Source organism: Sphingopyxis sp. (assembly GCF_041916015.1).
Taxonomy (GTDB): Bacteria; Pseudomonadota; Alphaproteobacteria; order Sphingomonadales; family Sphingomonadaceae; genus Sphingopyxis.
The window spans coordinates 1-22,373 of the sequence record NZ_JAYSAH010000100.1; the positions used below are offsets into that span (position 1 = coordinate 1).

Annotated in this window: 22 protein-coding genes and 2 pseudogenes; 9 read left to right on the plus strand and 15 right to left on the minus strand. The window is 66.7% G+C overall.

Going from position 1 to position 22,373, the window contains the following annotated elements; all coding sequences use genetic code 11:
• A pseudogene (locus tag ACE3SL_RS14540) lies at window positions 1–334 on the minus strand (hypothetical protein); the annotation flags it as partial.
• A 125-nt stretch (window positions 335–459) separates the two neighbouring features.
• Here ACE3SL_RS14540 and queF point away from each other — a divergent pair.
• The 4 genes from queF to ACE3SL_RS14560 all read left to right on the plus strand — a co-directional run bounded on the left by queF (window position 460) and on the right by ACE3SL_RS14560 (window position 3,679).
• Window positions 460–930: a preQ(1) synthase gene (queF, locus tag ACE3SL_RS14545; RefSeq protein ID WP_374526442.1), complete on the plus strand. Its 471-nt coding sequence runs from the start codon at window positions 460–462 to the stop codon at window positions 928–930.
• Between the two features lie 183 nt (window positions 931–1,113).
• On the plus strand, window positions 1,114–1,524 hold the full coding sequence (locus tag ACE3SL_RS14550) for an acyl-CoA thioesterase (RefSeq protein ID WP_374526443.1): 411 nt from the start codon (window positions 1,114–1,116) through the stop codon (window positions 1,522–1,524).
• Window positions 1,525–1,637: 113 nt separating this feature from the next.
• On the plus strand, window positions 1,638–3,233 hold the full coding sequence (locus ACE3SL_RS14555) for a helicase HerA-like domain-containing protein (protein WP_374526444.1): 1,596 nt from the start codon (window positions 1,638–1,640) through the stop codon (window positions 3,231–3,233).
• Window positions 3,230–3,679: a hypothetical protein gene (locus tag ACE3SL_RS14560; RefSeq protein WP_374526445.1), complete on the plus strand. Its 450-nt coding sequence runs from the start codon at window positions 3,230–3,232 to the stop codon at window positions 3,677–3,679. The genes ACE3SL_RS14555 and ACE3SL_RS14560 overlap by 4 nt, the downstream gene beginning before the upstream one ends.
• Before the next feature lie 49 nt (window positions 3,680–3,728).
• On the opposite strand, the gene ACE3SL_RS14565 is transcribed toward ACE3SL_RS14560, so the two are convergent.
• The gene (locus ACE3SL_RS14565; RefSeq protein WP_374526446.1) at window positions 3,729–6,428 is read right to left on the minus strand and encodes a M1 family metallopeptidase; all 2,700 of its coding nucleotides are present in this window, start codon (window positions 6,426–6,428) and stop codon (window positions 3,729–3,731) included.
• A gap of 126 nt (window positions 6,429–6,554) precedes the next feature.
• On the opposite strand from ACE3SL_RS14565, the gene ACE3SL_RS14570 reads away from it, so the two are divergent.
• On the plus strand, window positions 6,555–7,844 hold the full coding sequence (locus ACE3SL_RS14570; RefSeq protein WP_374526447.1) for a cytochrome P450: 1,290 nt from the start codon (window positions 6,555–6,557) through the stop codon (window positions 7,842–7,844).
• 104 nt (window positions 7,845–7,948) lie between these two features.
• Here ACE3SL_RS14570 and ACE3SL_RS14575 read toward each other — a convergent pair whose 3' ends face one another.
• Window positions 7,949–9,271 (minus strand): hemolysin family protein, encoded by a 1,323-nt coding sequence (locus tag ACE3SL_RS14575; protein ID WP_374526448.1) that lies wholly within the window; start codon window positions 9,269–9,271, stop codon window positions 7,949–7,951.
• A 217-nt stretch (window positions 9,272–9,488) separates the two neighbouring features.
• On the opposite strand from ACE3SL_RS14575, the gene ACE3SL_RS14580 reads away from it, so the two are divergent.
• The gene (locus tag ACE3SL_RS14580) at window positions 9,489–10,178 is read left to right on the plus strand and encodes an OmpA family protein (protein WP_374526449.1); all 690 of its coding nucleotides are present in this window, start codon (window positions 9,489–9,491) and stop codon (window positions 10,176–10,178) included.
• A 136-nt stretch (window positions 10,179–10,314) separates the two neighbouring features.
• On the opposite strand, the gene ACE3SL_RS14585 is transcribed toward ACE3SL_RS14580, so the two are convergent.
• From ACE3SL_RS14585 to ACE3SL_RS14610, 6 genes are read right to left on the minus strand one after another with little or no spacing between them, the layout of a single operon-like run.
• Window positions 10,315–10,944, minus strand: a complete 630-nt coding sequence (locus ACE3SL_RS14585) for a MarC family protein (RefSeq protein ID WP_374526450.1) — start codon at window positions 10,942–10,944, stop codon at window positions 10,315–10,317.
• On the minus strand, window positions 10,941–11,618 hold the full coding sequence (locus ACE3SL_RS14590) for a hypothetical protein (protein ID WP_374526451.1): 678 nt from the start codon (window positions 11,616–11,618) through the stop codon (window positions 10,941–10,943). Before ACE3SL_RS14590 ends, ACE3SL_RS14585 begins: the two co-directional genes overlap by 4 nt.
• Window positions 11,618–12,517, minus strand: coding sequence for a bifunctional methylenetetrahydrofolate dehydrogenase/methenyltetrahydrofolate cyclohydrolase FolD (gene folD, locus ACE3SL_RS14595; protein WP_374526452.1), 900 nt, complete (start codon window positions 12,515–12,517; stop codon window positions 11,618–11,620). The genes ACE3SL_RS14590 and folD overlap by 1 nt, the downstream gene beginning before the upstream one ends.
• Window positions 12,518–12,533: 16 nt before the next feature.
• Window positions 12,534–12,833 carry a YggT family protein gene (locus tag ACE3SL_RS14600; protein WP_374526453.1) on the minus strand — a complete coding sequence of 100 codons (300 nt, stop codon included), beginning with the start codon at window positions 12,831–12,833 and terminating at the stop codon, window positions 12,534–12,536.
• A gap of 45 nt (window positions 12,834–12,878) precedes the next feature.
• Window positions 12,879–13,787 (minus strand): acetylglutamate kinase, encoded by a 909-nt coding sequence (gene argB, locus ACE3SL_RS14605; RefSeq protein ID WP_374526454.1) that lies wholly within the window; start codon window positions 13,785–13,787, stop codon window positions 12,879–12,881.
• Complete coding sequence (locus tag ACE3SL_RS14610) at window positions 13,784–14,431, minus strand: queuosine precursor transporter (protein WP_374526455.1); 648 nt, start codon at window positions 14,429–14,431, stop codon at window positions 13,784–13,786. The genes argB and ACE3SL_RS14610 overlap by 4 nt, the downstream gene beginning before the upstream one ends.
• Before the next feature lie 119 nt (window positions 14,432–14,550).
• Between ACE3SL_RS14610 and ACE3SL_RS14615 the strand changes: the two genes are divergently transcribed.
• The 3 genes from ACE3SL_RS14615 (at window position 14,551) to ACE3SL_RS14625 (ending at window position 16,941) form a co-directional block, all read left to right on the plus strand.
• Entirely contained in the window at window positions 14,551–15,870 is a 1,320-nt protein-coding gene (locus tag ACE3SL_RS14615; protein WP_374526456.1) for a NupC/NupG family nucleoside CNT transporter, read from the plus strand.
• Window positions 15,871–15,997: 127 nt separating this feature from the next.
• Window positions 15,998–16,606 (plus strand): beta/gamma crystallin-related protein, encoded by a 609-nt coding sequence (locus ACE3SL_RS14620; RefSeq protein ID WP_374526457.1) that lies wholly within the window; start codon window positions 15,998–16,000, stop codon window positions 16,604–16,606.
• A gap of 14 nt (window positions 16,607–16,620) precedes the next feature.
• The gene (locus ACE3SL_RS14625) at window positions 16,621–16,941 is read left to right on the plus strand and encodes an MliC family protein (protein ID WP_374526458.1); all 321 of its coding nucleotides are present in this window, start codon (window positions 16,621–16,623) and stop codon (window positions 16,939–16,941) included.
• Here the strand turns inward: ACE3SL_RS14625 and ACE3SL_RS14630 are convergent.
• From ACE3SL_RS14630 to ACE3SL_RS14655, 6 genes and pseudogenes are all read right to left on the minus strand, one after another.
• Window positions 16,936–18,078, minus strand: a complete 1,143-nt coding sequence (locus tag ACE3SL_RS14630; protein ID WP_374526459.1) for an epoxide hydrolase family protein — start codon at window positions 18,076–18,078, stop codon at window positions 16,936–16,938. The two genes, ACE3SL_RS14625 and ACE3SL_RS14630, sit on opposite strands and share 6 nt — an antisense overlap.
• Window positions 18,079–18,095: 17 nt before the next feature.
• Window positions 18,096–18,578, minus strand: coding sequence for a hypothetical protein (locus tag ACE3SL_RS14635; RefSeq protein ID WP_374526460.1), 483 nt, complete (start codon window positions 18,576–18,578; stop codon window positions 18,096–18,098).
• Window positions 18,579–18,665: 87 nt separating this feature from the next.
• Complete coding sequence (locus ACE3SL_RS14640; RefSeq protein WP_374526461.1) at window positions 18,666–19,532, minus strand: 3-hydroxyacyl-CoA dehydrogenase NAD-binding domain-containing protein; 867 nt, start codon at window positions 19,530–19,532, stop codon at window positions 18,666–18,668.
• A gap of 156 nt (window positions 19,533–19,688) precedes the next feature.
• The gene (egtD, locus tag ACE3SL_RS14645; protein ID WP_374526462.1) at window positions 19,689–20,675 is read right to left on the minus strand and encodes an L-histidine N(alpha)-methyltransferase; all 987 of its coding nucleotides are present in this window, start codon (window positions 20,673–20,675) and stop codon (window positions 19,689–19,691) included.
• A 1-nt stretch (window position 20,676) separates the two neighbouring features.
• On the minus strand, window positions 20,677–21,963 hold the full coding sequence (egtB, locus tag ACE3SL_RS14650) for an ergothioneine biosynthesis protein EgtB (protein WP_374526463.1): 1,287 nt from the start codon (window positions 21,961–21,963) through the stop codon (window positions 20,677–20,679).
• Between the two features lie 236 nt (window positions 21,964–22,199).
• Window positions 22,200–22,373: pseudogene (locus ACE3SL_RS14655) on the minus strand (ATP:cob(I)alamin adenosyltransferase); the annotation flags it as partial.

A 22,373-nucleotide genomic window follows, 5' to 3' on the forward strand; every position in this document is an offset into this window, starting at 1 on the left:
CGGGGGCCGGGGCCGGAAGCACCGGCCGGGTCGGAACGACCGTCGGCGCCGCGGGGCGCGGCGCTGGGGTTGGCGCCGGAGTTGGAGGACCGCGTCGCTCGCCGGGCGCGAGGGGCGGCAGGCCGTTGTCGGACGGCCCCTGCACCCCCGAACTGCGGCCATCGTCGGCAGGCGGCAGGCGGAAGGTCGAGGAGGGTGCGGGCGTCGGAGCCGGCGCCGGCTGGTCGGCCTGCCCCAACGCAGGCGGCATTTCGCCGAGCACCAACATGGCGGCCAGCGCCGCCAGCGACAGGCGCCCCGCCTTTTCCTTCCGACCGATTGTACGCACCGTCATCCTTGAATCCGCGATCCCGAAACATCATCCCGCCGCGCCGCTGAATCGGCGCTGAACCCATGGCCTTCCTGTCCCGCACGACCGTTCGGGATGACAAGCGCCGCGCCGGGCACTAGACGGTTTCCATGTCCGATTCCAGCCATCCCCCGCTTCAACCCAAACATCTCGGCCAATCGAGCGAACTGCCTGCCTCGCCCGAGGCCGCGGTGCTCGACTATGTGCCCAATCCCCGCGCCGGCGACCTATATTTGGTCCGCTTTGCGGCGCCCGAATTCACCTCGCTCTGCCCGGTCACCGGCCAGCCCGATTTCGCGCATCTCGTCATCGACTATGCGCCCGGCGAAACGATCGTCGAATCGAAGAGCCTCAAGCTGTTCCTCGGTTCTTTCCGCAACCATGCCGGCTTTCACGAGGATTGCACCGTCGGCATTGGCCGCCGCCTGTTCGACGAGATGCGGCCGCGCTGGCTGCGGATCGGCGGCTATTGGTATCCGCGCGGCGGCATTCCGATCGACGTCTTCTGGCAATCGGGCGCCCCGCCTGAAGGCCTGTGGCTCCCCGACCAGGGCGTCGCGCCCTATCGCGGGCGCGGATGACGTTTTCCGACTGACGTCGGAAGCGGCACCAGCCCGCTCCCCCACCCGGCCTCCCCGACGATAGTATCCTGTGGGAGGCCGGGTGGGGGAGCGGGCTGGTGCCGCGCGTTTCCGTGCAACGGAAACAGAAAACCAGCAAATTTCATCTTTCCGTCACAAAATATTGACATTAATGTCAGCGTTATGACCAGCGTTGCCCTGCCCCACGACCACGACATCAAGGTCGGTCCCGACGCGATCGACTTCATGGGGCATGTCAACAATGCCCATTATCTGAGCTGGGTGCAGGATGCGGTACTGGCGCACTGGCGCAAGATCGCCCCGCCCGACGCGGTCGCGGCGCATCTGTGGGTCGCGCTGAAGCACGAGATCACCTATCGTCGGCCGGCCTTTCTCGACGATCAGGTCATCGCGACGGTAATCCTCGAAAAGGTGCAGGGCGCGCGCGCCTTCTACGAAACGATCATCAAGCGCGGCGAAGAGGTGCTGGCCGAGGTCAAGTCGAGCTGGTGCTGCATCGACGCCGAAACGCTGCGCCCCGCGCGCCTCGCGAGCGACGTGATCGCACGCTTCTTTCCGAACGAAAAGGTCTGAGCGCGGGGTTCGCCTTGGGGCGGCACCCACTTTCTGACCCGCCTTTGCCGATTGCCTGTTTTCCTCCTCCGCTCTAGACCTTGCGCCGAATGTCCCATGCGGAGGAACCGATAGTGAGCGACGGCAGCGAAGCGACGGAAATCTACATCGGCCTCGGCGGCGGCGGCGCCCCCGACGGGCCGCGCCAGTCGCTGGTACTCAAGCGCGCGAACCGCCACGGGCTGATCGCGGGCGCCACCGGCACCGGCAAGACGGTGACGCTGCAGGGGCTCGCCGAGGGCTTTTCGGCGGTCGGCGTTCCGGTGTTCGTCGCCGACGTGAAGGGCGATCTGTCGGGCATGGCGATGGCGGGCAGCCCGACCGCGAAGACGCACGAGATTTTCGCCGCGCGCGCCGCCGAAATCGGCGATACCGACTGGGCCTATCACGACAATCCGGTGATCTTCTGGGACCTGTTCGGCGAACAGGGCCACCCGATCCGCACCACCATTTCCGAAATGGGACCGCTGCTGCTCGCACGGCTGATGGGGCTCAACGAAGTGCAGGAAGGCGTCCTCGCGATCGCCTTCCGCGTCGCCGACGAACAGAATCTGTTGCTCCTCGATCTGGGCGACCTGCAGGCGATGCTCGCCTGGTGCGCCGAGAATGCCGATGAGCTGACGACCAAATATGGCAATGTGTCGAAGGCCACGGTCGGGACGATCCAGCGGCAGTTGCTGACGCTCGAGACGCAGGGCGGCGATCATTTCTTCGGCGAGCCCGCGCTCGACATTCAGGACATGATCCGCCTCGACGACAATGGCCGCGGCTATGTCAACATCCTCGCCGCCGACAAATTGATGGCGAGCCCGAAGCTCTATGCGACCTTCCTGCTCTGGCTCTTGAGCGAGATGTTCGAGACGCTTCCCGAGGTCGGCGACCCCGACAAGCCGAAGCTCGTCTTCTTCTTCGACGAGGCGCATCTGCTCTTCGACGACGCGCCGCCCGCGCTGACCGACAAGATCGAGCAGGTCGTGCGCCTCATCCGCTCGAAGGGCGTCGGCGTCTATTTCGTGACGCAGAACCCGATCGACGTGCCCGAGGATGTCGCGGCGCAGCTCGGCAACCGCGTCCAGCACGCGCTGCGCGCCTTCACCCCGCGCGACCAGAAGGCGGTGAAGGCCGCCGCCGACACTTTCCGCCCGAACCCCAAGGTCAATGTCGAGCGCGAGATCACCGAATTGAAGGTCGGCGAGGCGCTCGTTTCGCTGCTGATGGCCGACGGCGCGCCCTCGCCGGTCGAGCGGACGCTGATCAAGCCGCCCTGCTCGCGCGCCGGCCCGCTCGACGCTAAGGAACGCGCGATCATCAAGTCGATCTCGCCGGTCGCCGACAAGTACGATACGCCGGTCAACCGCGAGAGCGCCGAGGAACTGCTCGCCGCAAAGGCCGAACAGGCGCAGGCCGCCGCGGTCGAGGCAAAGGCGCAGGCCGAGGCCGACAAGCAGGCCGCGATCGCCGCAAAGGAAGAGGCGAAGCAGAAGGCCGCCGAGGAACGTATCCGGCTGCAGCAGGAAAAGGCCGCGGCGCGCGAAGCCGCCAAGCCGTCGATGGCCGACAAGATGATCCAGTCGGCGGCGCGCTCGGCGGCGACGAGCCTCGGTCGGCAGGTCGCGGGCAAGTTCGGCGGTCAGCTGATGCGCGGGATTTTGGGTAGCCTGTTCAAATGACGGGCGATGTCTCGGCGATGGAGGCGAGCCTGCTCGCCGTCGCGGAGACGGGGATCGACATTCGCCATGCGCTGTTCGAGCGCTTCCTTGCCGCCTTCCCCGAACGGCGGCCGGCGTTCCTCAATCTCGACGCAGCGTCGCGGCGGATGACCGACGAGACGCTGCAGGCCATGTTGGGCCTAGCGCAGGACGAGGGCTGGGTGTGGCCGCAGATCGCCGAACTGGTCGTGACGCATCGCAACTATGGCACCCTCGGAGCCGAAGAATATGAAGCTTTCATCGATATGGCGGTGGACGCGCTTGCGGATGCCGCAGGAGCAGCCTGGTCACCCGGCTGCGACGCGGCCTGGCGCGATCAGGCTACCGCCCTCAAGGCGATGATCCACCGCGCCCTGGCGGAATGGCAGGCCGCCATCCCGACCGGGGCGGGCGCGTCCGCGATATAGTCCTTCCCTTCGCATCTCCGCCCGGGCGGAGATGCGAAGGTAGAAACCGCTATTTCGCCTTCAACCAGGCCGCGACCTCGCCCTTGATGCGCGGGCGGCTGACGCTGCGTTCCTTGAGGGTCGCGATCGCCTTGTCATAGGGTTTGCGCGCATCTGCGGGCAGCGGTGCCGCCATCGCCGCGAGCTTCGCGATCATCGCCGGATCGTTCGACCAGGCCGCGAGCCCGGCGACGAAGCGCGCCCGCGCCGAGGCGTCGATCAGCCCGTCGACCGCGGCGCGGTTCGCCTGCGCGAAATCGACCGCCAGCCCGGCGTGGCGCCGAGCGACCGCGCCAATGATCGCGGCGCTGGTGGTCTTGCCGGGCTCGTCGGTCAGCGCGAGATCGAGCGCGCGCTGCGCGAGCTCCGGGTCCTGCGCATTGCCGAGCAAGGTGTAGAAGGCACTGCGTTCGACCGCCGATTTCGATGTCTTCGCCATGGCGCGCAGCTTGTCCCATTCGGCCGCGCTCGCGTTCACCGCGACGATGCCGAGCCAGCGCGATTTCAGCGGACCGTCGAGCGCCGCGGGATTTCCGTCGAGCGATGCGAAGCGGCGGCGCGCCTCGGCGAGGACCTTGGCATCGCCCATCGTGCCGAGCGCACCGAGCAGCTCGGAGCGGAGGATACTGTCAAGCGCCGGCTCGCCCGCGCGCGCGTCGAAGCCGAGCCGCGCCATCGCGGGGGCAAGCGCCGCACCGCCGCGCGCCGCGATCGCTTTCTGCACCGCAGGCTGGTCATCAAAATAGCCATGGAGCGTCTCGTAGCGCCCGGCGGCATCGCCGATGACCTTTTGATTCGCGTCTTTCGGCGTCACGGCAAGCAGGTCGAGCGCCGCCCCCATCGGCTGATACCCCGCATTCGCGAGCGCGAAATTGTCGCCGAGCAGCCCGAGCTGGTCGATCGGCGCGAGGCTGGCGAAGCGCCCGCGCAGCGCCGCGAGCGCGGCGGGCGAATAGAGGGTGCGGTAATAGCCCGCCTGCCCCGCGTTGATCAGCACCGGCCCGCATCCGAGCAGCGTCAGCGAGCCCGCGCCGCCGGCGATCACCTGCCGCGCGACCGCGCCGTCGCCGGCGCGCGCGAGCACCGGCACCTGCCAGCGGCGCTTTTCGCCTTCGATGCTGTCCTTGCGGTCGCGTGAGAATTCGCCCTGCGTCAGCGCGACGGTCGTGTTGCCGCCTGCACAGGTGATGCTGCCGACGCGGAGCAGCGGGATTCCCGGCTGGCTCGTGAAGTCGTGCGCGATCCCGGTCAGCCCCTTGGCGCCCGCCGCCTCGACCGCGTTCCACAGGTCATCGGTACGCGTGTTCCCATATTTATGCTGCGCCATGTAGGCGCGCAGGCCGCTGCGCCAGACATCCTCGCCGGCGTAGGATTCGAGCATCGTGATCACTGCCTCGCCCTTCTGATAGGTGATCGCATCGAAGGCCTGATTGGTGTCCTCGACGGTGCGGATCGTCTGGACGATCGGGTGCGTCGTCGCGAAGGCGTCGAGCCCCATCGCATATTCGCGCCCGCCGACGCGGCCGAGCAAGGGCTGCCAGTCGGAGTGGAAATGGTCGCTCGCCTTGGTTTCCATCCAGCTCGCGAAGCCCTCGTTGAGCCAGAGATCGTCCCACCACGCCATGGTGACGAGGTCGCCGAACCATTGGTGCGCGACCTCGTGCGCCTGCGTCGTGTAGATTTCCTGCCGCGTCGCCTCGCTGGTGATCTTGGGGTCGTCGAGCAGAATGCGCTCGAAGGTGAAGATCGCACCCCAATTCTCCATCGCGCCGAAGAATTGCGACTGGCCGGGGCCCGCGACATTGTCGAGCTTGGGCAGCGGATAGGGCTGGCCGAAATAGTCGGCATAATAGGTGAGCAGCGGCGCAAGGCTGTCGAGCGCGAAGCGCGCCTGTTCGCCCGATCCCTTGGGCGAGACGATGCCGACCTCGGCGCCGCTCTCGCTCTTCTTCGCGAGCCGCTCGAAATCGCCGGTCGCGAAGAAAAGCAGATAGGAGGACATTTTCGGCGAGGTCCGGAAGGTGACCTTCTTCATGCCGTTCGCAAGCGGGGTTTCGCTCGCGGCGGGCATGTTGCTGACCGCAAGGTCGCCCGCGGGAACGGTGGCCGACAGGGTGAAGGTCGCCTTGTAACTCGGCTCGTCGAAACTCGGCACGAAGCGCCGCGCGTCGGGCGCCTCGAACTGGGTGAACAGACCGCGCGTCTCGGCGCCGGTCGCCTTGTCGGGATAGTCGAGCGCGAAGAGGCCGTTCGCCTGCGTGCCGATCACGCCGGTGTAGCGGGTGGCAAGGCGATAGGTGCCGGGCGCGAGCGGTGCGGGCGCGCTGAAGGTCGCGGTCTGCGCATCGGCATCGGCGCTGACGGTGAGCGGGATTGCTTTGCCGTCGGGGCCGGTCAGCGTGGCTTCGGAAAAGTTCAGGTCGAGCGCGTTGAGGGTCAGCGTCGCCGAGGGTTCATAGAGTTCGAGGTCGATTCCGGCCTCACCTGCAAAGCTCAGCGCCCTGGCATCGGGGGTGACGCTGATGTCGTAATGGAGCGGACGCGCGATACGCGGCAGCTGGCTCGGCACGCTGGCGTCGAGCGGCGCGCCCGTCGGCGCGGGCATCAACGGAGCGGGCGGCGCGGATTGCACCTCGGTCTGCGCCGAACAGGCGGCAAGCGCGACGGCCGAGACGGCGGCGACGAGAAGGTTACGAGTCGAATAGGTCATGTCTGCGATCCCCGGTTATGATCCGTCAGGGGCGCTACGCCCATGCCGCTCCCGTGACAACGCACCCTTTCGGCAAGCGGTCCATGGCTCTCGACAGACGGCAAAAACTGAGGCAGCTTCGGTTTCATGACAAAACCTATACTGCCTGGAGAGGTAGCCGCCGCCGTCGTCGATCCGGTCGCTTATGGCGAATGGGACGGGCTTCATCAGCAGCTGGCCTGGGCGCGCGTCAATGCGCCGCTCGCGGTCGCGGAGAATCCCGATCACGACCCCTTCTGGCTCGTCACGCGCCACGCCGACATCATGGCGATCAGCCGCGACCCGCAGCGTTTCGCGAACGGCATCCGCCCGACGGTGCTGACCAACCGCGACGGCGAGGCGCTGGCGCGTGCCGCGACACCGAACAACGACGGACATCTGATCCGCTCGCTGGTCCAGATGGATGCCCCCGATCATATGAAATACCGCCTGCTCACGCAGAGCTGGTTCATGCCGAAGAATCTGAAGATCGTCGAAGACCGCGTCCGCCATCTGGCGCGCGCGACGGTCGATGCGATGCTGGCCGATGACGGCGGCGAGACCGACTTCGCGCGCGACGTCGCGGCGCATTATCCGCTGCGCGTGATCATGGACATTCTCGGCGTCCCGCCCGAGGACGAGCCGCGGATGCTGATGCTGACGCAGCAATTGTTCGGATCGACGGACCCCGAACTCAACCGCAACAAGGTGGAGATCACGAGCGCCGAGCAGGCGATCGCGATGCTCCACTATGTAATCGCCGACTTCGAAAATTACTTCCGCGAGCTGACCGCCGACCGGCGGAGCAATCCGCGCGAGGATATCGCGACGGTCATCGCCAATGCGATGGTCGGCGGCGAACAGATCCCCGACCGCGAGCTGGCCGGCTATTATATGATCGTAGCGACCGCGGGGCACGACACGACGAGCGCCTCGACCGCGGGGGCGATCATGGAGCTGGCGAAGAATCCGGCGCTGTTCGAGCGCTTCCGCAGCGCCGAAAGCGACAAGGCCGGACTGATCGAGGAAGCGATCCGCTGGACGACGCCGGTCCAGCATTTCATGCGCAGCGCCAAAGAGGATGTCGAGATCGGCGGGCAGACGGTCCGCGCGGGCGACTGGCTGATGCTGAACTATGTCTCGGCCAACCGCGACGAGGAGATTTTCGCCGATCCCTTCGCTTTCGACCCCGACCGCGAGAAGAATCAGCAGCTCGCCTTCGGCTTCGGCGCACACGTCTGCCTCGGTCAGCATCTCGCGCGGATGGAGATGCGGATTTTGATGGAAGAGTTGCTGCCGCGCCTCAAAAGCCTCGAACTCGCGGGTGAACCCGCGCGGGTCGAATCGGTGTTCGTCGGGGGATTGAAGCGCCTGCCGATCCGCTTCGAGGCGGCTTAGAGCGGCTTTCGACCGGTAGGGGAGATCCCGATCCTCCCTGTGGCGAAGCCATGGGGAAGAGTTATGGCAGCTCACCACCCCAATGCTGCCGTCGCCTGCCTTGCCTACTCCGCCTCATCATCCCTGGGCCGCCGAATCGCGCTGACCAGCAGCTTGTCGATCTTGCGTCCGTCCATATCGACGATCTCGAACTTCCAGCCGCGATCGGTGAAGCTCTCCCCCTCCTTGGGCAGGTGCTTCAGGATCGCGAGCGCGTGCCCCGCCGCGGTCGCATAGTCGCGGTCGTCGCCCAGTTCGATCCCCAGCCGTTCGGCCATCTGGTCGGCGGGCATCGACCCCGCGATCAGCAGGCTGCCGTCGTCGCGTTCGGTGACGAAGGGCTCGCTGCCGATATCCTGATCCGACGCGAATTCGCCCGCGATCGCCGAGAGCAGGTCGGCGGGCGTCACCAGCCCCTCGAAATGTCCGTATTCGTCGTGGACGAGCAGCATCGGCACATCGGCGGCGCGCAGATTCTCGAGCGCGTCCATCGCGTCGATCTGGTCGTGGATGACCTTGGCGCTGCGCGTCAGCGTCTCGATATCGAGCGCCTCGCCGCGGAACAGCGCGCCGGCAATGTCGCGCGCCTGGACGATGCCGACGATGTCATCGACCGAGCCGCGCGCCACCGGCAGCCGCGTGTGCGGGCTTTCGAGCAGCTTCGCGCGCACCGCATCGGCGTCCGACGCGACATCGAGCCAGTCGACGTCCTTGCGCGGGGTCATCACCTCGCGCACCGGCCGGTCGGCGAGGCGGACGACGCCCGAGATGATCGCGCGCTCGCTTTCCTCGATCACCCCCGATTTCGACGCTTCGGCAACGATCAGGTGGAGTTCCTCGGCGGTCACCCGGTCCTCGGACTCGCGGTTGAGACCGAGCAGGCGGAAGACGACCGCCGAACTGTTGTCGAGCAACCAGACGAGCGGCGCGGCAACGCGCGCCAGCCAGAACATCGGCACCGCCATGGCGATCGCGATCGGTTCGGGCGCGCGTAACGCGAACTGCTTCGGCACCAGCTCGCCGACGATCAGCGAGAAATAGGTGGTGATGCCGATGACCACCGCGAAGCCCGCCGCCTGGGCATGGTCTGCGTCGAGCCCGAACCAGACCGCGAGCCGCTCGGCGACCGGTTGGCCGAGGCTGGCGCCCGAATAGGCACCGGCGAGGATGCCGATCAGCGTGATGCCGACCTGCACCGTCGAGAGGAAGCGGCCGGGGTCCGAGGCGAGCTGGCGCGCGATCTTCGCTCCCCGGCTGCCGCGCTTTTCGGCCGCCTGCAACCGCGGATCGCGTGCCGAGACGATCGCGAGTTCGGACATGGCGAACAGGCCGTTCAAGAGGATCAGCACCGCGATGATCGCGACGTCGGACCAGGGAAAAGGGCTCATGGGGCGATCATCGGGGGGCGGCCCTGCGGCGCGCGGGCGCCCGGCCCCTGTCGGTTTCGGTCATGGCACCGCTATAGGCGATGGCGGCGGCAAAGCACAATGGCCCCGCTCAGCCCCGGTTCAGCCGGATTCTGGAACCAGTTGGCGCGGCATATGTTATCGACACGGACGGCGGTTCGCAGGCCAGCAAGCGGCCGCCAATGAAAGGGAGCGAAATATGAACAGCAAGACGATCAAGCTCACCGCGCTCGCCAGCATCGGCGCGCTCGTGCTGACCGGCTGCGTGACCGACCCCGAAACGGGCAAGCAGACGATCTCCAAGGCCGCAATCGGCGGCATCGGCGGCGCGCTCGGCGGCTATCTGCTCGGCGATCTCGTCGGCGGACGGCGCGACCGTACCGAGAAGATTCTCGGCGCGGGCATCGGCGCGGTCGCCGGGGCGGGGGTCGGCTATTATATGGACCAGCAGGAAAAGAAGCTGCGCGAACGCACCGCGGGCACCGGCATCGACGTTGAACGCCAGGGCGACCAGCTCGTGCTCAACATGCCCGGCGACGTCACCTTCGACCTCAACAGCGCGGTCGTAAAGTCGCAGTTCCGCAGCGCGCTCGACAGCGTCGCCTCGACCCTGTCCGAATATCCGAGCACCTATATCGACGTCTACGGCCACACCGATTCGCAGGGCAGCGACACCTATAACCAAGGGTTGTCCGAACGCCGCGCCGCATCGGTCGCCGACTATCTTGCCGGCCGCGGCGTCAACCGCGCGCGCATGGCGACATTGGGCTATGGCGAATCGCAATTGAAATGCACGCCCGAACGCACGCAGGCCGACTATCAGTGCAACCGCCGCGTCGAAATCCGGATCGCGCCGGTGACGCAGAACGACGTGAACAACGCGGGGTGATTTATCTTCCCGGCTAACGCCGGATGCGGCACCGGCCCGCTCCCCCACCCGGCCTCCCGACAGCGTATCCTGAAACGGGAGGCCGGGTTGGGGGAGCGGACCGGTGCCGCTACTTTCCGCTTCGTGGAAAGCGAAATCAGGCCAAGCTTGGAAAGCTCGCCTTCAGCCCGTCGATCACGAACTGCGCCGCAAGCGCCGCGAGCAGCACGCCGAGCAGGCGCGTGATCACTGCCTCGCCCTTGTTGCCGATCAGCCGCATGAACGGCCCCGCCATCAGCAGCGCCGCGAGCGTCAGCAGCAGCACGAGCAGCAGCGCGCCGAAGATCACCAGCGCGCGGTCGAGGCCGCTGTTCTGCGATACCAGCAGCATCACCGAGGCGATCGAACCGGGGCCCGCGAGCATCGGCATTGCCATCGGAAAGACCGAGACATCCTCGACCTCGGGGGTCGCCTTGACCTTTTCGGCGCGCTGCTCGCGGCGTTCGGTGCGCTTTTCGAACACCATGTCGATCGCGATGATGAACAGCATGATGCCGCCCGCGATGCGGAAGCTGTCGAGGTCGATGTGGAGGAAGCTGAGCAGCGCCTCGCCGAACATCGCGAAGAAGATCAGGATGAAGCCGGCGATAATGGTCGCGCGGATCGCCATCGAGCGCCGCTGCGCCGCGCTCGCGCCGGTCGTCAGGCTGGCATAGATCGGCGCGCAGCCCGGCGGGTCGATGACGACGAAAAGCGTCACGAAGGCCGAGACGAAGAGGTCGATCATGGCCGGGCGGGCACCGGCGGCGCGACCTGATTGTCGATGACGGTCTTCATGTCCTTGCCGTCCCAGAGGCGCACCGTCACCCGGCGCGACTGGTCGGGGCGGACGGTCGAGGTCCAGCCCAGCGTCTGGTCGGGCGACAGGCCGACCACCCTATCGTCGCCCTCCCCGCCCGCCTCGATCGGCACCGCCGGACGCGAGCCGCACTTCGCTTGGCGCGATTCGATGAAATCGGGCGCCGTGAGGGGCGTCGCCAGGCTATCGCCATGGTCGAGCACCCACGTCATCTTGCCCTTCTTGGGATCGCGGCGCCACACGGTGGTGAAATAGCCGTTCGCGGGCCCCTTTTGCCAGGCGCCGGTGGTCACCCCGACATTACCGTCGCAACTGACATAGACCGCATGGGGCTGCCATTTCACCGCCTCGGCGGGATTCTTCTGCGGCTTCAGCCAGTCCTGTGCCTTCACCCGCTGCGGCACGAACATCACCGCATCGGGCGCCGCCGTCTCGCGAAAGGCGGTCCATTGCCCCTTTTCCTGCGCAAGCCGCGCGAAGGCTATTTCCGCAGCAATGAAACCGCTGGGATTCGCCGAAAGCGGACGATTGCGTTCGCGGGCTGCTACGGCCCCGCTTGCGACCATGGCGAGCGCCGTCGCAGCGATGAGCAGGTTGCGCATCAGAAACCCTCCGGATCGGCGAGCCCGGCGCGGCGGTGCGCGGCGACGAGCGTGTTACGGAGCAGGCAGGCGATCGTCATCGGCCCGACCCCGCCGGGAACCGGCGTGATCGCGCCAGCGACCGACAGGACTTCGGCATAATCGACATCGCCGACCAGCCGGCCTTTCGCGGCGCCATCGGCGGGCGGCAGGCGGTTGATGCCGACGTCAATGACGACCGCGCCGGGCTTGATCCAGTCGCCCTTCACCATCTCGGGGCGCCCGACCGCCGCGACGACGATGTCGGCGCGGCGAACCAGCGCGGGCAAATCCTTCGTGCGGCTGTGCGCCATGGTGACGGTCGCGTTGGCGCCAAGCAGCAGCGCCGCCATCGGCTTGCCGACGAGGATCGAGCGGCCGATCACGACCGCATCCTTGCCGCTCAAATCGCCGAGCCGGTCCTGGAGCAGCAGCAGGCAGCCATAGGGGGTGCAGGGCACCATCCCTGCGATGCCGAGCGCGAGGCGCCCGGCGCTGACCGGGGTCAGGCCATCGACATCCTTCTCGGGATCGATCGTCGCGACCGCGCGCTGTTCGTCGAGGTGGGCGGGAAGCGGGAGCTGGAGCAATATGCCATCGACCGCGGCATCGGCATTGAGCGAAGCCAGCAGCGCCTCGACTTCGTCCTGCGTCGCACTCGCGGGCAGGCGGTGCTCGAAGCTCGCCATGCCGGCGGCGACGGTCGCCTTGCCCTTCGATCCGACATAGACCGCGCTTGCCGGATCGGCGCCGACGAGCACCACCGCGAGACCGGGCACGCGCCCGGTCGCGGCCTCAAACGCCGGAACCGCTTCGGCGATCCGGTCGCGGAGCCCCGCGGCGAACGCCTTGCCGTCGATCACATCGGCTCCGCCGGTCATCTCCCCCGCCATCGCGTCACGCGATCCCGGCCTGCATGCCGAGCCGATAGAGATAGCTCATCACCGGGCCCTGGAGGATGATCAGCAGGATCAGCACCACCATCGGGGTCAGATCAAGCCCGCCGAAGTCGGGCATGATACGGCGGAAGGGGCGATAGAGCGGCTCGGTGATCCGGTCGAGCACGTACCAGAGCTGCCCGACGAAATCATTGTGGGTGTTGATGACGTTGAAGGCGATCAGCCACGACATCACCGCCTGGACGATGATGATCCACCACAGGATGTTGAGCAGAATCCCGAAGATCTGAAGGAACATGAAATACAAGCAAGGTCTCCGGCCAAAAGGTCGATGGCGCCCTTCTTAGCGATGAATGAGCGTACCCGCACCCCGTGCGGTGAAAATTTCGAGCAGCATCGCGTGCGGGATGCGCCCGTCGAGGATGACCGCCGCCTCGACCCCGGCATCGACCGCCGCGACGCAGGTCTCGACCTTCGGGATCATGCCGCCGGTGATCGTCCCGTCAGCCTTGAGCATGTCGATCGCCGCGCGGTCGAGGTCGGTGAGCAGCGCCCCCGTCTTGTCGAGCACCCCGGCGACGTCGGTGAGCAGAAAGAAGCGCTTGGCGCCGAGCGCCCCTGCAATCGCGCCCGCCATCGTATCGGCGTTGATATTATAGGTCGCCCCGTCGGCGCCGAGCGCGACCGGCGCCACCACGGGAATGAAATTGTCGTTCGACAGGTTTTTGAGGATCGTCGCATCGACCGCCACCGGCTCGCCGACAAAGCCCAAATCGACATGGCGCTCGATCCCCGAATTGGGATCGGGCTCGCTGCGCGTCACCTTTTCGGCGAGGACGAGATTGGCGTCCTTGCCCGAAATGCCGACCGCGCGGCCGCCGAGCCCGGCGATCCAGCTCACGATCTCCTTGTTGATCTTCCCCGCGAGCACCATTTCGGCGACCTCGGCGGTCGCGGCGTCGGTGACGCGCAGCCCGCCGACGAAGGTCGATTCGATCCCGAGCTGCTTCAGCATCCGGCCGATCTGCGGCCCGCCGCCATGGACGACCACCGGGTTGATCCCCACGGCTTTCAGCAGCACGACATCCTCGGCGAAGTCGCGCTGCGCCTCGGGATCGCCCATCGCGTGACCGCCATATTTGATCACGAAGGTTTCGCCGGCATAGCGCTGCAGATAGGGCAGCGCCTCGACGAGCGTTTCCGCCTTGGCGAGGAGGTCGGGCATTTTGGAAGGGTCGGTCACAGGCGTCATCCGGGGTTGTTCGCGTCGAGTTTGCGGCCGATGGCGACGACCGCCATCACGAGCAGCGGCACCATCACCGCCGACAGCACGACCTTGGCGATCATCTGGCCGAGCATCAGGTCGGCGATCGGACGGACGCCGTAGAAGCTGACGGTGATGAAGATCAACGTGTCGATGATCTGGCTGAGCGCCGCGGCGATGAAACCGCGGAGCGGTAACAGCCGCCCGTTGTTCGCGGTCATACGGGCAAAAATCCAGACGTTGAGGCTGACCGACACGCCATAGGCCAATATGCCTGCGGCCATCATTCGCCAGCCCTGCCCGACGATGATCGGAAAAGCCTCCTTCGCGGGCTCGTACATGCCCGGATCGGTCGGCAACTGGAGCACGAAGACGGTGAGGATGATCGCGAGGACGAGCGGGATGAAGCCCAGCCGCACCATCCGGTCGGCGACGACGCGCCCATGCAGTTCGGCGATGCCGCTCGAGATGGCGATCAATGTCAGAAAGGGAAAAATCCCGGCCTCGACCGCGAGCGGCCCGAGCGCGACCTGCTTCGCGCCCAGAAAGCCGCCGAGCGGAACCATGCCGCCATAGAGGATCGCGAACAGCAGCAACGAGGGCGCGATGACGCGCGAAGAGCCAGTTTCCATCGGCGCGCGATAGTCGGTTTTGCGCGGCGTGGAAAGATGGCGCAGCGGCCCGGACTTGCCCCGCCGTCAAAGCCCGCTAGACAGGGCGCAACAAACTTGCGGGGGACGCACGCTTTACCATGGAACGGCTTATCGGTCTGCTCGGCATCATCGCATTGCTTGCGATCGCCCTGCTCTTCTCTTCCAACCGGCGCTGGATTCGGCCGCGCGTCGTCATCCCCGCCTTCCTGCTCCAGGCCGGTTTCGCGCTGCTCGTGCTGGGCACACCGTGGGGGCGGAACGTCATCCAGGCGATGTCGGGCGGGGTGTCGAACCTGCTCGGCTATGCGAAGGCCGGCACCGACTTCATCTTCGGCCCGCTGGCCGGACCCGAAATGGGCGGGCACAGCTTCGCGATCGCCGCGCTCCCCGTGATCATCTTCTTCGCCTCGATGATCTCGATCCTCTATTATCTCGGCATCATGCAGCTCGTGATCAAATGGGTCGGCGGCGCGATCCAGAAGATCACCGGCATCACCAAGGTCGAAAGCCTGGGCGCCGCGGCGAACATCTTCGTCGGGCAGAGCGAAAGCCCGCTCGTCATCCGCCCCTATCTCGCCAGCCTGACCCCGTCGCAGCTCTTCACCGTGATGACCGTCGGCATGGCGGGGGTCGCAGGCACCATCCTCGGCGCTTACGCCAGCATGATCGGCGAGCATCTGCTCCCCTATCTGCTCGCCGCGAGCTTCATGTCGGCGCCCGGCGGCATATTGATGGCCAAGATCATCATGCCCGACGATCCCAAGGACCTCGGCATCGAACCGGTGATCATGCCCGAGGCGAGCCACGACGAGGAAAAGCCCGCGAACATCATCATGGCGGCAGCACAAGGAGCGCAGACCGGCGTGCGCCTCGCGGTCGCGGTCGGCGCGATGGTGCTCGCCTTCGTCGCGCTCGTCGCGCTGGCCAACGGCCTGCTCGCCGGGATCGGCGGCTGGTTCGGCTATCCCGACCTGTCGTTCCAGGCGATCATCGGCACGATCTTCCGCCCCGTGATGTGGCTGATGGGGGTGCCGTGGGACGAAAGCGCCGCGGTCGGCGGGCTGTTCGGCAGCAAGATCGTGCTCAACGAATTCGTCGCCTTCATCGACCTCGGCAAGGTGCAGGCCGGCCTGTCGCCGGCGTCGATCGCGATCGCGACCTTTGCGCTTTGCGGCTTCGCCAATTTCAGTTCGATCGCGATCCAGATGGCGGTGACCGGCGGGCTCGCGCCCAACCAGCGTCCGATGATCGCGAAGCTGGGCCTGAAAGCGCTGCTCGCGGGCAGCCTGTCGAACCTGATGTCGGCGGCACTCGCCGGGCTCATGCTCGGCATCGCGCCGCCAGCCGCACCGCCGCCGCCCGCCGCGCTCGTCAACGCGCCGGCGGCGAGCACCCCGCCCGCAGCCACGACGCCCTGAACCATCCGCCGCAAGGCGACCGCCCCCGTTCCCGACGACGCGCCATTTTGTTCCTTAGGGAACAATCTGGTAGAATGATTGCGTATAGAGTGATCCCACCTTCAGACGTGAATTCGGGGAGGTCGTCATGACAATCGCGCATCGCTGGACCATTATATTGCTCTCCGCCCTGTCGGCGGCAGGGGTTTTTGCCGTTTCCCATGCCCAGGCTCCTGAAGACCGGATGCTCCGGCCGGCCGAGGCGACGATTTATCGCGACGCCGCCTATAAGGGACCTGCGGTGTTCATCGGCGAAGCCAAACCCAATCTCGGGCTCGCCTGGCCGGTCAATTCGATCCGCGTGAAGAGCGGCCGCTGGGAACTCTGCGAAAAGACGCGCTTTCGCGGCACCTGCCGCACCGTCGAGCGCGACACGCCGATGCTGAACAATATTCTGCGCGGTATCACCATCCAGTCGATCCGTCCGGTCGGCAGCGGGGGCGGATGGAATCCGGAGCCACCGGTGAACGACCAGGTTGCGCGCGGCAATTTCGCTGAATTCCACACCCAGCCGTCGCAGGGCAGTTCGCGCCTCCTTGCCTGTACCCGCGGGTCGGCCACGGCCAATTGCGCCGCGCAGACCGCCGATACCTGGTGCCGTTCGATCGGTTGGAACGGGTCTACGCGCGAGCATATGGAGACGGTCGCGGGCCGCGTTTATCTGGCCGACGTGCTGTGCGTGCGGTCGGGTTATTGAGGGGGAGAGCGACAATGGATGCAAGCCTGAAGATAGCGGCAGCCTCCGCCCTCGCGCTGACGCTCGCGGCCTGCGCCTCGACCCCGCCGCGTACCGGCAGCAGCTATCAATGCAGCAGCGGCACGAAGCTGACCGTGAACTATCTTCCCAACGCCGCGATCGTCCGGGTCAATGGCGGGCGCACGATGACGCTGCGCTCGACTCCGGCAAATACCGGCCAGGTCTATGAGAACCGGACCGGCGCGCGCCTCGCCCGCAACGGCAATGACGTGACGTGGAACACCGCCGCGCGCACCGCTCCCGAAAGCTGCCGCCCGGTCTACACGCCGCTATAGCTCCATTTTGGCGAGCGCCGCGCGCACTTCGCCGACGAACAGGTCCGGCTGTTCCAGGGCGGCGAAATGGCCGCCGCGGTCGAGCTCGTTCCAGTGGACGATATTCTTGTAGCGCCGTTCGGCCCAGCGGCGCGACAGGCGCATAATCTCGTTCGGGAACAGGCTGCACCCGGTCGGAACGCCGATCTCGCCCGCCGCGAAGCTGCGGAAGCTGTGCCAATAAAGCCGCGCCGACGAGGCGGCGCTGTTGGTCAGCCAGTAGAGGCTGACGTCGTCGAGCATCGCGTTGCGCGACAGCGATTTTTCGGGATGGCCGCCGATCGACTGGCCGCCGGGTTCGTGCCCGCAATCGGTCCAGCCGTGGAATTTCTCGACGATCCAGCACATCTGTCCGACCGGCGAATCGGCGAGGCCGTAGCCGAGGGTCTGCGGCCGCGTCGCCTGCTGGGTCGAATAGCCGCTGTCCTTGGCCTGATACCAGCCGAAGCGGGCGAGATAGGCTTTTTCGGCGTCGGTCGGGTCGGCCATCAGGTCGGGCGGCGGCGCGCCGACGACCATGTTGACGTGGATGCCCGCGCAATGATCGGCGTGATTCATGTCGATGGCGCAGGTCACCGCGCTGCCCCAGTCGCCGCCCTGCGCGAAATAGCGGGGATAGCCGAGCGCAAGCATCAGCGCGTCCCACGCCGCCGCAATATGCTCGACGCTCCATTTGGCTTCGGCCGGCTTGCCCGAAAAGCCGTAGCCGGGAAGCGACGGGATCATAAGATGATAGTCGGCCGAAAGCGGCGCGATCACATCGAGAAATTCGAGCACCGACCCCGGCCATCCGTGCGTCAGGACGAGCGGCCGGGCGGCGGGATTGTCCGAGCGGACATGGAGGAAATGGATGTCGAGCCCGTCGATCGTCGCGAGGAAATTGGGATGGCTGTTCAGCCGCGCCTCGACCCGGCGCCAGTCGTGCCGATCACGCCAATAGGCCGCGAGGTCCTGCGCATAGGCGAGCGGGACGCCCTGATCCCAATCGTCGACCGTTTCCTTTTCGGGCCAGCGCGTGTTCGCGAGCCGCGCCTTGAGATCGTCGAGCGCCGCCTGCGGCACATCGGCGACGAACGGACGAATGTCGGCAACCTGCATCGAATCTCCCTCCCCCGTCAGGGCCGCGCGGGCGCCTTGCACCCGCGTTCGAGCCCGACGCCTTTCAGAAACCCGCGGCGCACCGTGCCGGCGTAGACCGCCTCGGCATAGCGGCGGCGCTCGGCATTGGCGCCAGTGACCTCGCCGATCAGTCCGCGGAAGGGGATGACCGATCCGGCGACGCTTCCCGCGACGCGGCCCGCGGTTTCCTCGCGTTTCTGCGCCCGGCTCTTGTCGACCGTCTCGTTGACGTCGGGACCGAGTACTGCGTCGAGTTCGGTGATCTCGCGAATGATCGCCGCGCATTTGCCGAGGCCGGCGAGCGAATAGGGCGCCCCCTGAATCGCCTGCAGCTTGGGCGGCACCTCCTTGCCGTCGAAGGGTTCGGCCACGCTGTTCGCCGTATCCTTGACCGTCGACTCCTTCGGCGCGCCTTCCTGCGCGTGCAATGGCGCGGCGGCGGCGAGGAGGAGAAGGCTGGTGGTGAAGCTGCGAAACATGGCTGATCTCCCGTTGCCCCCCAACCTCTATCGCTGACCCTATCGCAAGCCGCTCAAGACGGAAAGAGCGGCGCGGCGATTTTCGCGTCAGCGGGTCGGGACCGGCTCCGGCCCCGTCCAGTCGTAGAAGCCGCGCCCCGCCTTCTTGCCGACCCAGCCCGCCTCGACATATTGGACGAGCAGCGGCGCCGGGCGGAATTTGGGGTCGCCGGTCCCCGACTGCAGCACGCGGATGATCTCGAGGCAGGTGTCGAGGCCGATGAAGTCGGCGAGGGTGATCGGACCCATCGGATGATTGAGGCCGAGGCGGCAGCCGGCGTCGATGTCCTGCATCGTCGCGACGCCTTCGCCGAGCGCGAAGATCGCCTCGTTGATCAGCGGCATCAGCACGCGGTTGACGATGAAGCCCGGCGCGTCGTTCGCATGGACGATTTGCTTGCCGAGCCCGCGGCCATAGGCCTCGACCCTGGCGAGCGTGTCGTCGCTGGTCGCAAGCCCGCGGATCAGCTCGATGAGCCCCATCACCGGCACCGGATTGAAGAAATGGACGCCAATGAAGCGCGCCGGGTCGGGCGCGGCCTGCGCGAGGCGGGTGATCGGGATCGAGCTGGTGTTCGAGGCGAGGATCGCGGTAGCCGAGAGGTGCGGGCCGACGCTGGCGAAGATCGCGCGCTTGATCTCCTCGCGCTCGGTCGCGGCTTCGATCACGAGATCGGCGGGGGCGAAGGCAGCGTGGTCGGCGACGGGGGTGATGCGGCCGAGCAGCGCATCGGCGTCGGCCTGGCCGATCTTTTCCTTGGCGACGAGCCGGCCGAGCGCCTTGGCGATGCCCGCCTTGCCCGCTTCGGCGCGGGCAATGTCGATGTCGGACAGCAGCACATCATGGCCGGCGCCTGCCGACACCTGCGCGATCCCCGCGCCCATTTGCCCTGCCCCGATAACGCCGACGATCATATCGCTAATCCTTCCTGCACATGCTCTCCCCTACCGTTTGGCCCGAGCTTGTCGAAGGGCCGCTTTTCAACGTCGAAAGAACGAACGGTACTTCGACAAGCTCAGCACGAACGGATGAGAGGAATCGCCGCCGCTCTAGGTGCTGACGCTCATGCGTCAAGGGGCGGAGCGGAACTCAGTTGCCTCGGCGAGGATCAGCGCGAAGGCGGGATCGACGTCGTCCCACGTCGCGACCGGGGTCCAGCCGCCGGCGCAGAGCAGCAGATTGGCGTCGCGCGGGCCATATTTATGACTGTTCTCGCTGTGGATCGTCTCACCCTTCGCCATGTGATAGCGGCAGCCATCGACGGTGAATTCCATATCGCAGGCCGCGGCGAGATGCATTTCGATGCGCGCATGGACATCGTTCCAGACCGCGCGATGGGCGAAATTCTCGACCGGGATCGTCCCGCCGAGCTCGCGGTTGATCCGTTCGAGCAGGTTGAGGTTGAACGCCGCTGTGACCCCCGCCGGATCGTCATAGGCGCGCGTCAAGACGCCGACATCCTTGATCCGGTCGATCCCGATCAGCATCAGCGACCCGTCGCCGAGCGTCGCGCGCCAGCCCCGGAGCAGATCGATCGCGGTGCGCGCGACCATGTTGCCGATCGTCGAGCCGGGAAAGAAGCCGAGCTTAGGGATGGGGCAGATCTCGCGCGGCAAAGCGACCTTCTGGGTGAAATCGGCCTCGACCGGATAGATGGGAAGGCCGGGGAAACGCGCGGCGAGCGCGTCGGCGCTGTCGCGCAGGAAATCGCCCGATATGTCCACCGGAACATAGGCGGCGGGGTCGATCGCGGCGAGGAGCAGCGGGGTCTTGGTCGAACTGCCCGATCCGAGTTCGACGACCGCGCGGCCCGGCCCGATCGCCGCCGCCATGTCACCGGCGTGACGCTTCAGCAGGCCGGTTTCGCTGCGCGTCGGATAATATTCGGGGAGCGCGGTGATGTCCTCGAACAGCGCCGAACCGGTCGCGTCGTAGAACCAGCGCGCGGGTATCGCCTTCTGCCGCTGCGACAGGCCGGCGTGGACGTCGGCGCGAAAGGCAATATCGACGCCTGCCTCATCGGCGGAAATCTGCCGAAGTTGACGCACGATACCCATGTTAGAGGTCCTTCGCGAGGCGCAGGCCGGTGAACTGCCAGCGCTGGTGCGGATAGAAGAAATTGCGGTAGGAAGCGCGCAGATGGCCGCGCGGGGTCGCGCAGCTGCCGCCGCGCAGCACGAACTGGCCGCTCATGAACTTGCCATTATATTCGCCGACCGCGCCGGGCGCGGCGCGGAAGCCCGGATAGGGGCGATAGGCGCTGCCGGTCCATTCCCACACGCTGCCGAACATCTGCTGCAGACCCGCGCCGCCGGACGCGGCTTCGGGCTGTACCGGCCCGGCGGCGCCCAGTTGCTGGCCCGCGTCCGGATCGAGCGCCGCGGCGGCGGCTTCCCATTCGATCTCGGTCGGCAGGCGCGCGCCGGCCCAGCTCGCGAAGGCATCGGCCTCGAAGAAGCTGATGTGCGTCACCGGGGCATCGGGGTCGATCGCGCGCCAGCCCGACAGGGTGAAGTGGCGGCCCTCATCCCAATAGGCGGGGGCGCCGATATTTTCCGCCTGCACCCACGCCCAGCCATCGCTGAGCCAGAGCGACGGGGTGTGATAGCCGCCGTCGGCGATGAACTCCTGCCACTCGCGGTTGCTAACCGGGCGGCTGGCGAGCGCGTGCGGGGTCAGAAGCGCGGAAAACCGCGGAACTTCACAGTCGAATGCAAAGCCGTCGCCGGTATGGCCGACCGAAACGACGCCCTCCGCGCCGCGGACCCATTGCAGCGCGCCCGCCTGTACGGAATCGGCGGAAAACTGCGCAACTTCACGCGCGATTGCGCTGTCCCACACCGCTGGGCCGAGCGGGTTCTGCGCGAAAAGATGCTTGATGTCGGTGAGCAGCAATTCCTGATGCTGCTGCTCGTGATGAATGCCGAGTTCGACGAGCGATTGCGCGACCGCGGGCAAGGCGGGAAGCGCGGTCTGGAGCGCGGCATCGACGTGCGCGCGCCAGATGCAGACCTCGTCGAGCGACGGGCGCGTCAGCAGCCCGCGGCTCGGGCGCGCGTGGCGCGGCCCCTCGGCCTCATAATAGCTGTTGAAGAGATAGGGGTAGCGCGCGTCGAACAGGCGATAGCCGGGCAGATGATCGCGTAGCACGAAGGTTTCGAAGAACCATGTCGTGTGCGCGAGATGCCATTTGGCGGGCGAGGCGTCGGGCATCGACTGCGCGCTGGCGTCGGCGTCCGAGAGCGTCGCCACGAGGTCGAGCGACAGGCGGCGGGTCGCGGCGAAACGGCGTCCCAGCTCTTCCAGCGGATCGGTGCGGTGCGAAGCGTCGGTACGGCTGGCCATGCTGAGACAATTCCCCGAAGTGCGATTCGGTTTCGCTGCGGACCCGATTATGGTTACGCGCTGCCGGAATGTCCAGAACATTTGGGGAACAGGAAGCCGGGCGCAGCGCTCGAATGCGCTACACCTTCCCGTTACTCCGGACTTGATCCGGGGTCCCGCTCGGCGACGGCAGCAAGCGAGACCCCGGATCATGTCCGGGGTGACGAAGAGAGCAAAAAGCCACCCTTACGATTCGATCAGCGCGTCGCGCCGGGTTTCCAGAGGATGTCGCCGCCCGCGCCGGCATTGATATGCCGCGTCAGCACGAAAAGATGGTCCGACAGGCGGTTCAGATAGTTGAGGGCGAGCGGGTTGAGGTCGCGTGTCGCGCCCGCCGCGACCGCGGCGCGCTCGGCGCGGCGCGTCACCGC

Excerpts from the sequence above, each read along its gene's own strand:
- queF (WP_374526442.1), top strand. The coding sequence starts at position 460 with ATGTCCGATTCCAGCCATCCCCCGCTTCAACCCAAACATCTCGGCCAA.
- ACE3SL_RS14550 (WP_374526443.1), top strand. The coding sequence starts at position 1,114 with ATGACCAGCGTTGCCCTGCCCCACGACCACGACATCAAGGTCGGTCCC.
- ACE3SL_RS14560 (WP_374526445.1), top strand. The coding sequence starts at position 3,230 with ATGACGGGCGATGTCTCGGCGATGGAGGCGAGCCTGCTCGCCGTCGCG.
- ACE3SL_RS14565 (WP_374526446.1), bottom strand. The coding sequence starts at position 6,428 with ATGACCTATTCGACTCGTAACCTTCTCGTCGCCGCCGTCTCGGCCGTC.
- ACE3SL_RS14570 (WP_374526447.1), top strand. The coding sequence starts at position 6,555 with ATGACAAAACCTATACTGCCTGGAGAGGTAGCCGCCGCCGTCGTCGAT.
- ACE3SL_RS14575 (WP_374526448.1), bottom strand. The coding sequence starts at position 9,271 with ATGAGCCCTTTTCCCTGGTCCGACGTCGCGATCATCGCGGTGCTGATC.
- ACE3SL_RS14580 (WP_374526449.1), top strand. The coding sequence starts at position 9,489 with ATGAACAGCAAGACGATCAAGCTCACCGCGCTCGCCAGCATCGGCGCG.
- ACE3SL_RS14585 (WP_374526450.1), bottom strand. The coding sequence starts at position 10,944 with ATGATCGACCTCTTCGTCTCGGCCTTCGTGACGCTTTTCGTCGTCATC.
- ACE3SL_RS14590 (WP_374526451.1), bottom strand. The coding sequence starts at position 11,618 with ATGCGCAACCTGCTCATCGCTGCGACGGCGCTCGCCATGGTCGCAAGC.
- folD (WP_374526452.1), bottom strand. The coding sequence starts at position 12,517 with ATGACCGGCGGAGCCGATGTGATCGACGGCAAGGCGTTCGCCGCGGGG.
- ACE3SL_RS14600 (WP_374526453.1), bottom strand. The coding sequence starts at position 12,833 with ATGTTCCTTCAGATCTTCGGGATTCTGCTCAACATCCTGTGGTGGATC.
- argB (WP_374526454.1), bottom strand. The coding sequence starts at position 13,787 with ATGACGCCTGTGACCGACCCTTCCAAAATGCCCGACCTCCTCGCCAAG.
- ACE3SL_RS14610 (WP_374526455.1), bottom strand. The coding sequence starts at position 14,431 with ATGGAAACTGGCTCTTCGCGCGTCATCGCGCCCTCGTTGCTGCTGTTC.
- ACE3SL_RS14615 (WP_374526456.1), top strand. The coding sequence starts at position 14,551 with ATGGAACGGCTTATCGGTCTGCTCGGCATCATCGCATTGCTTGCGATC.
- ACE3SL_RS14620 (WP_374526457.1), top strand. The coding sequence starts at position 15,998 with ATGACAATCGCGCATCGCTGGACCATTATATTGCTCTCCGCCCTGTCG.
- ACE3SL_RS14625 (WP_374526458.1), top strand. The coding sequence starts at position 16,621 with ATGGATGCAAGCCTGAAGATAGCGGCAGCCTCCGCCCTCGCGCTGACG.
- ACE3SL_RS14630 (WP_374526459.1), bottom strand. The coding sequence starts at position 18,078 with ATGCAGGTTGCCGACATTCGTCCGTTCGTCGCCGATGTGCCGCAGGCG.
- ACE3SL_RS14635 (WP_374526460.1), bottom strand. The coding sequence starts at position 18,578 with ATGTTTCGCAGCTTCACCACCAGCCTTCTCCTCCTCGCCGCCGCCGCG.
- ACE3SL_RS14640 (WP_374526461.1), bottom strand. The coding sequence starts at position 19,532 with ATGATCGTCGGCGTTATCGGGGCAGGGCAAATGGGCGCGGGGATCGCG.
- egtD (WP_374526462.1), bottom strand. The coding sequence starts at position 20,675 with ATGGGTATCGTGCGTCAACTTCGGCAGATTTCCGCCGATGAGGCAGGC.
- egtB (WP_374526463.1), bottom strand. The coding sequence starts at position 21,963 with ATGGCCAGCCGTACCGACGCTTCGCACCGCACCGATCCGCTGGAAGAG.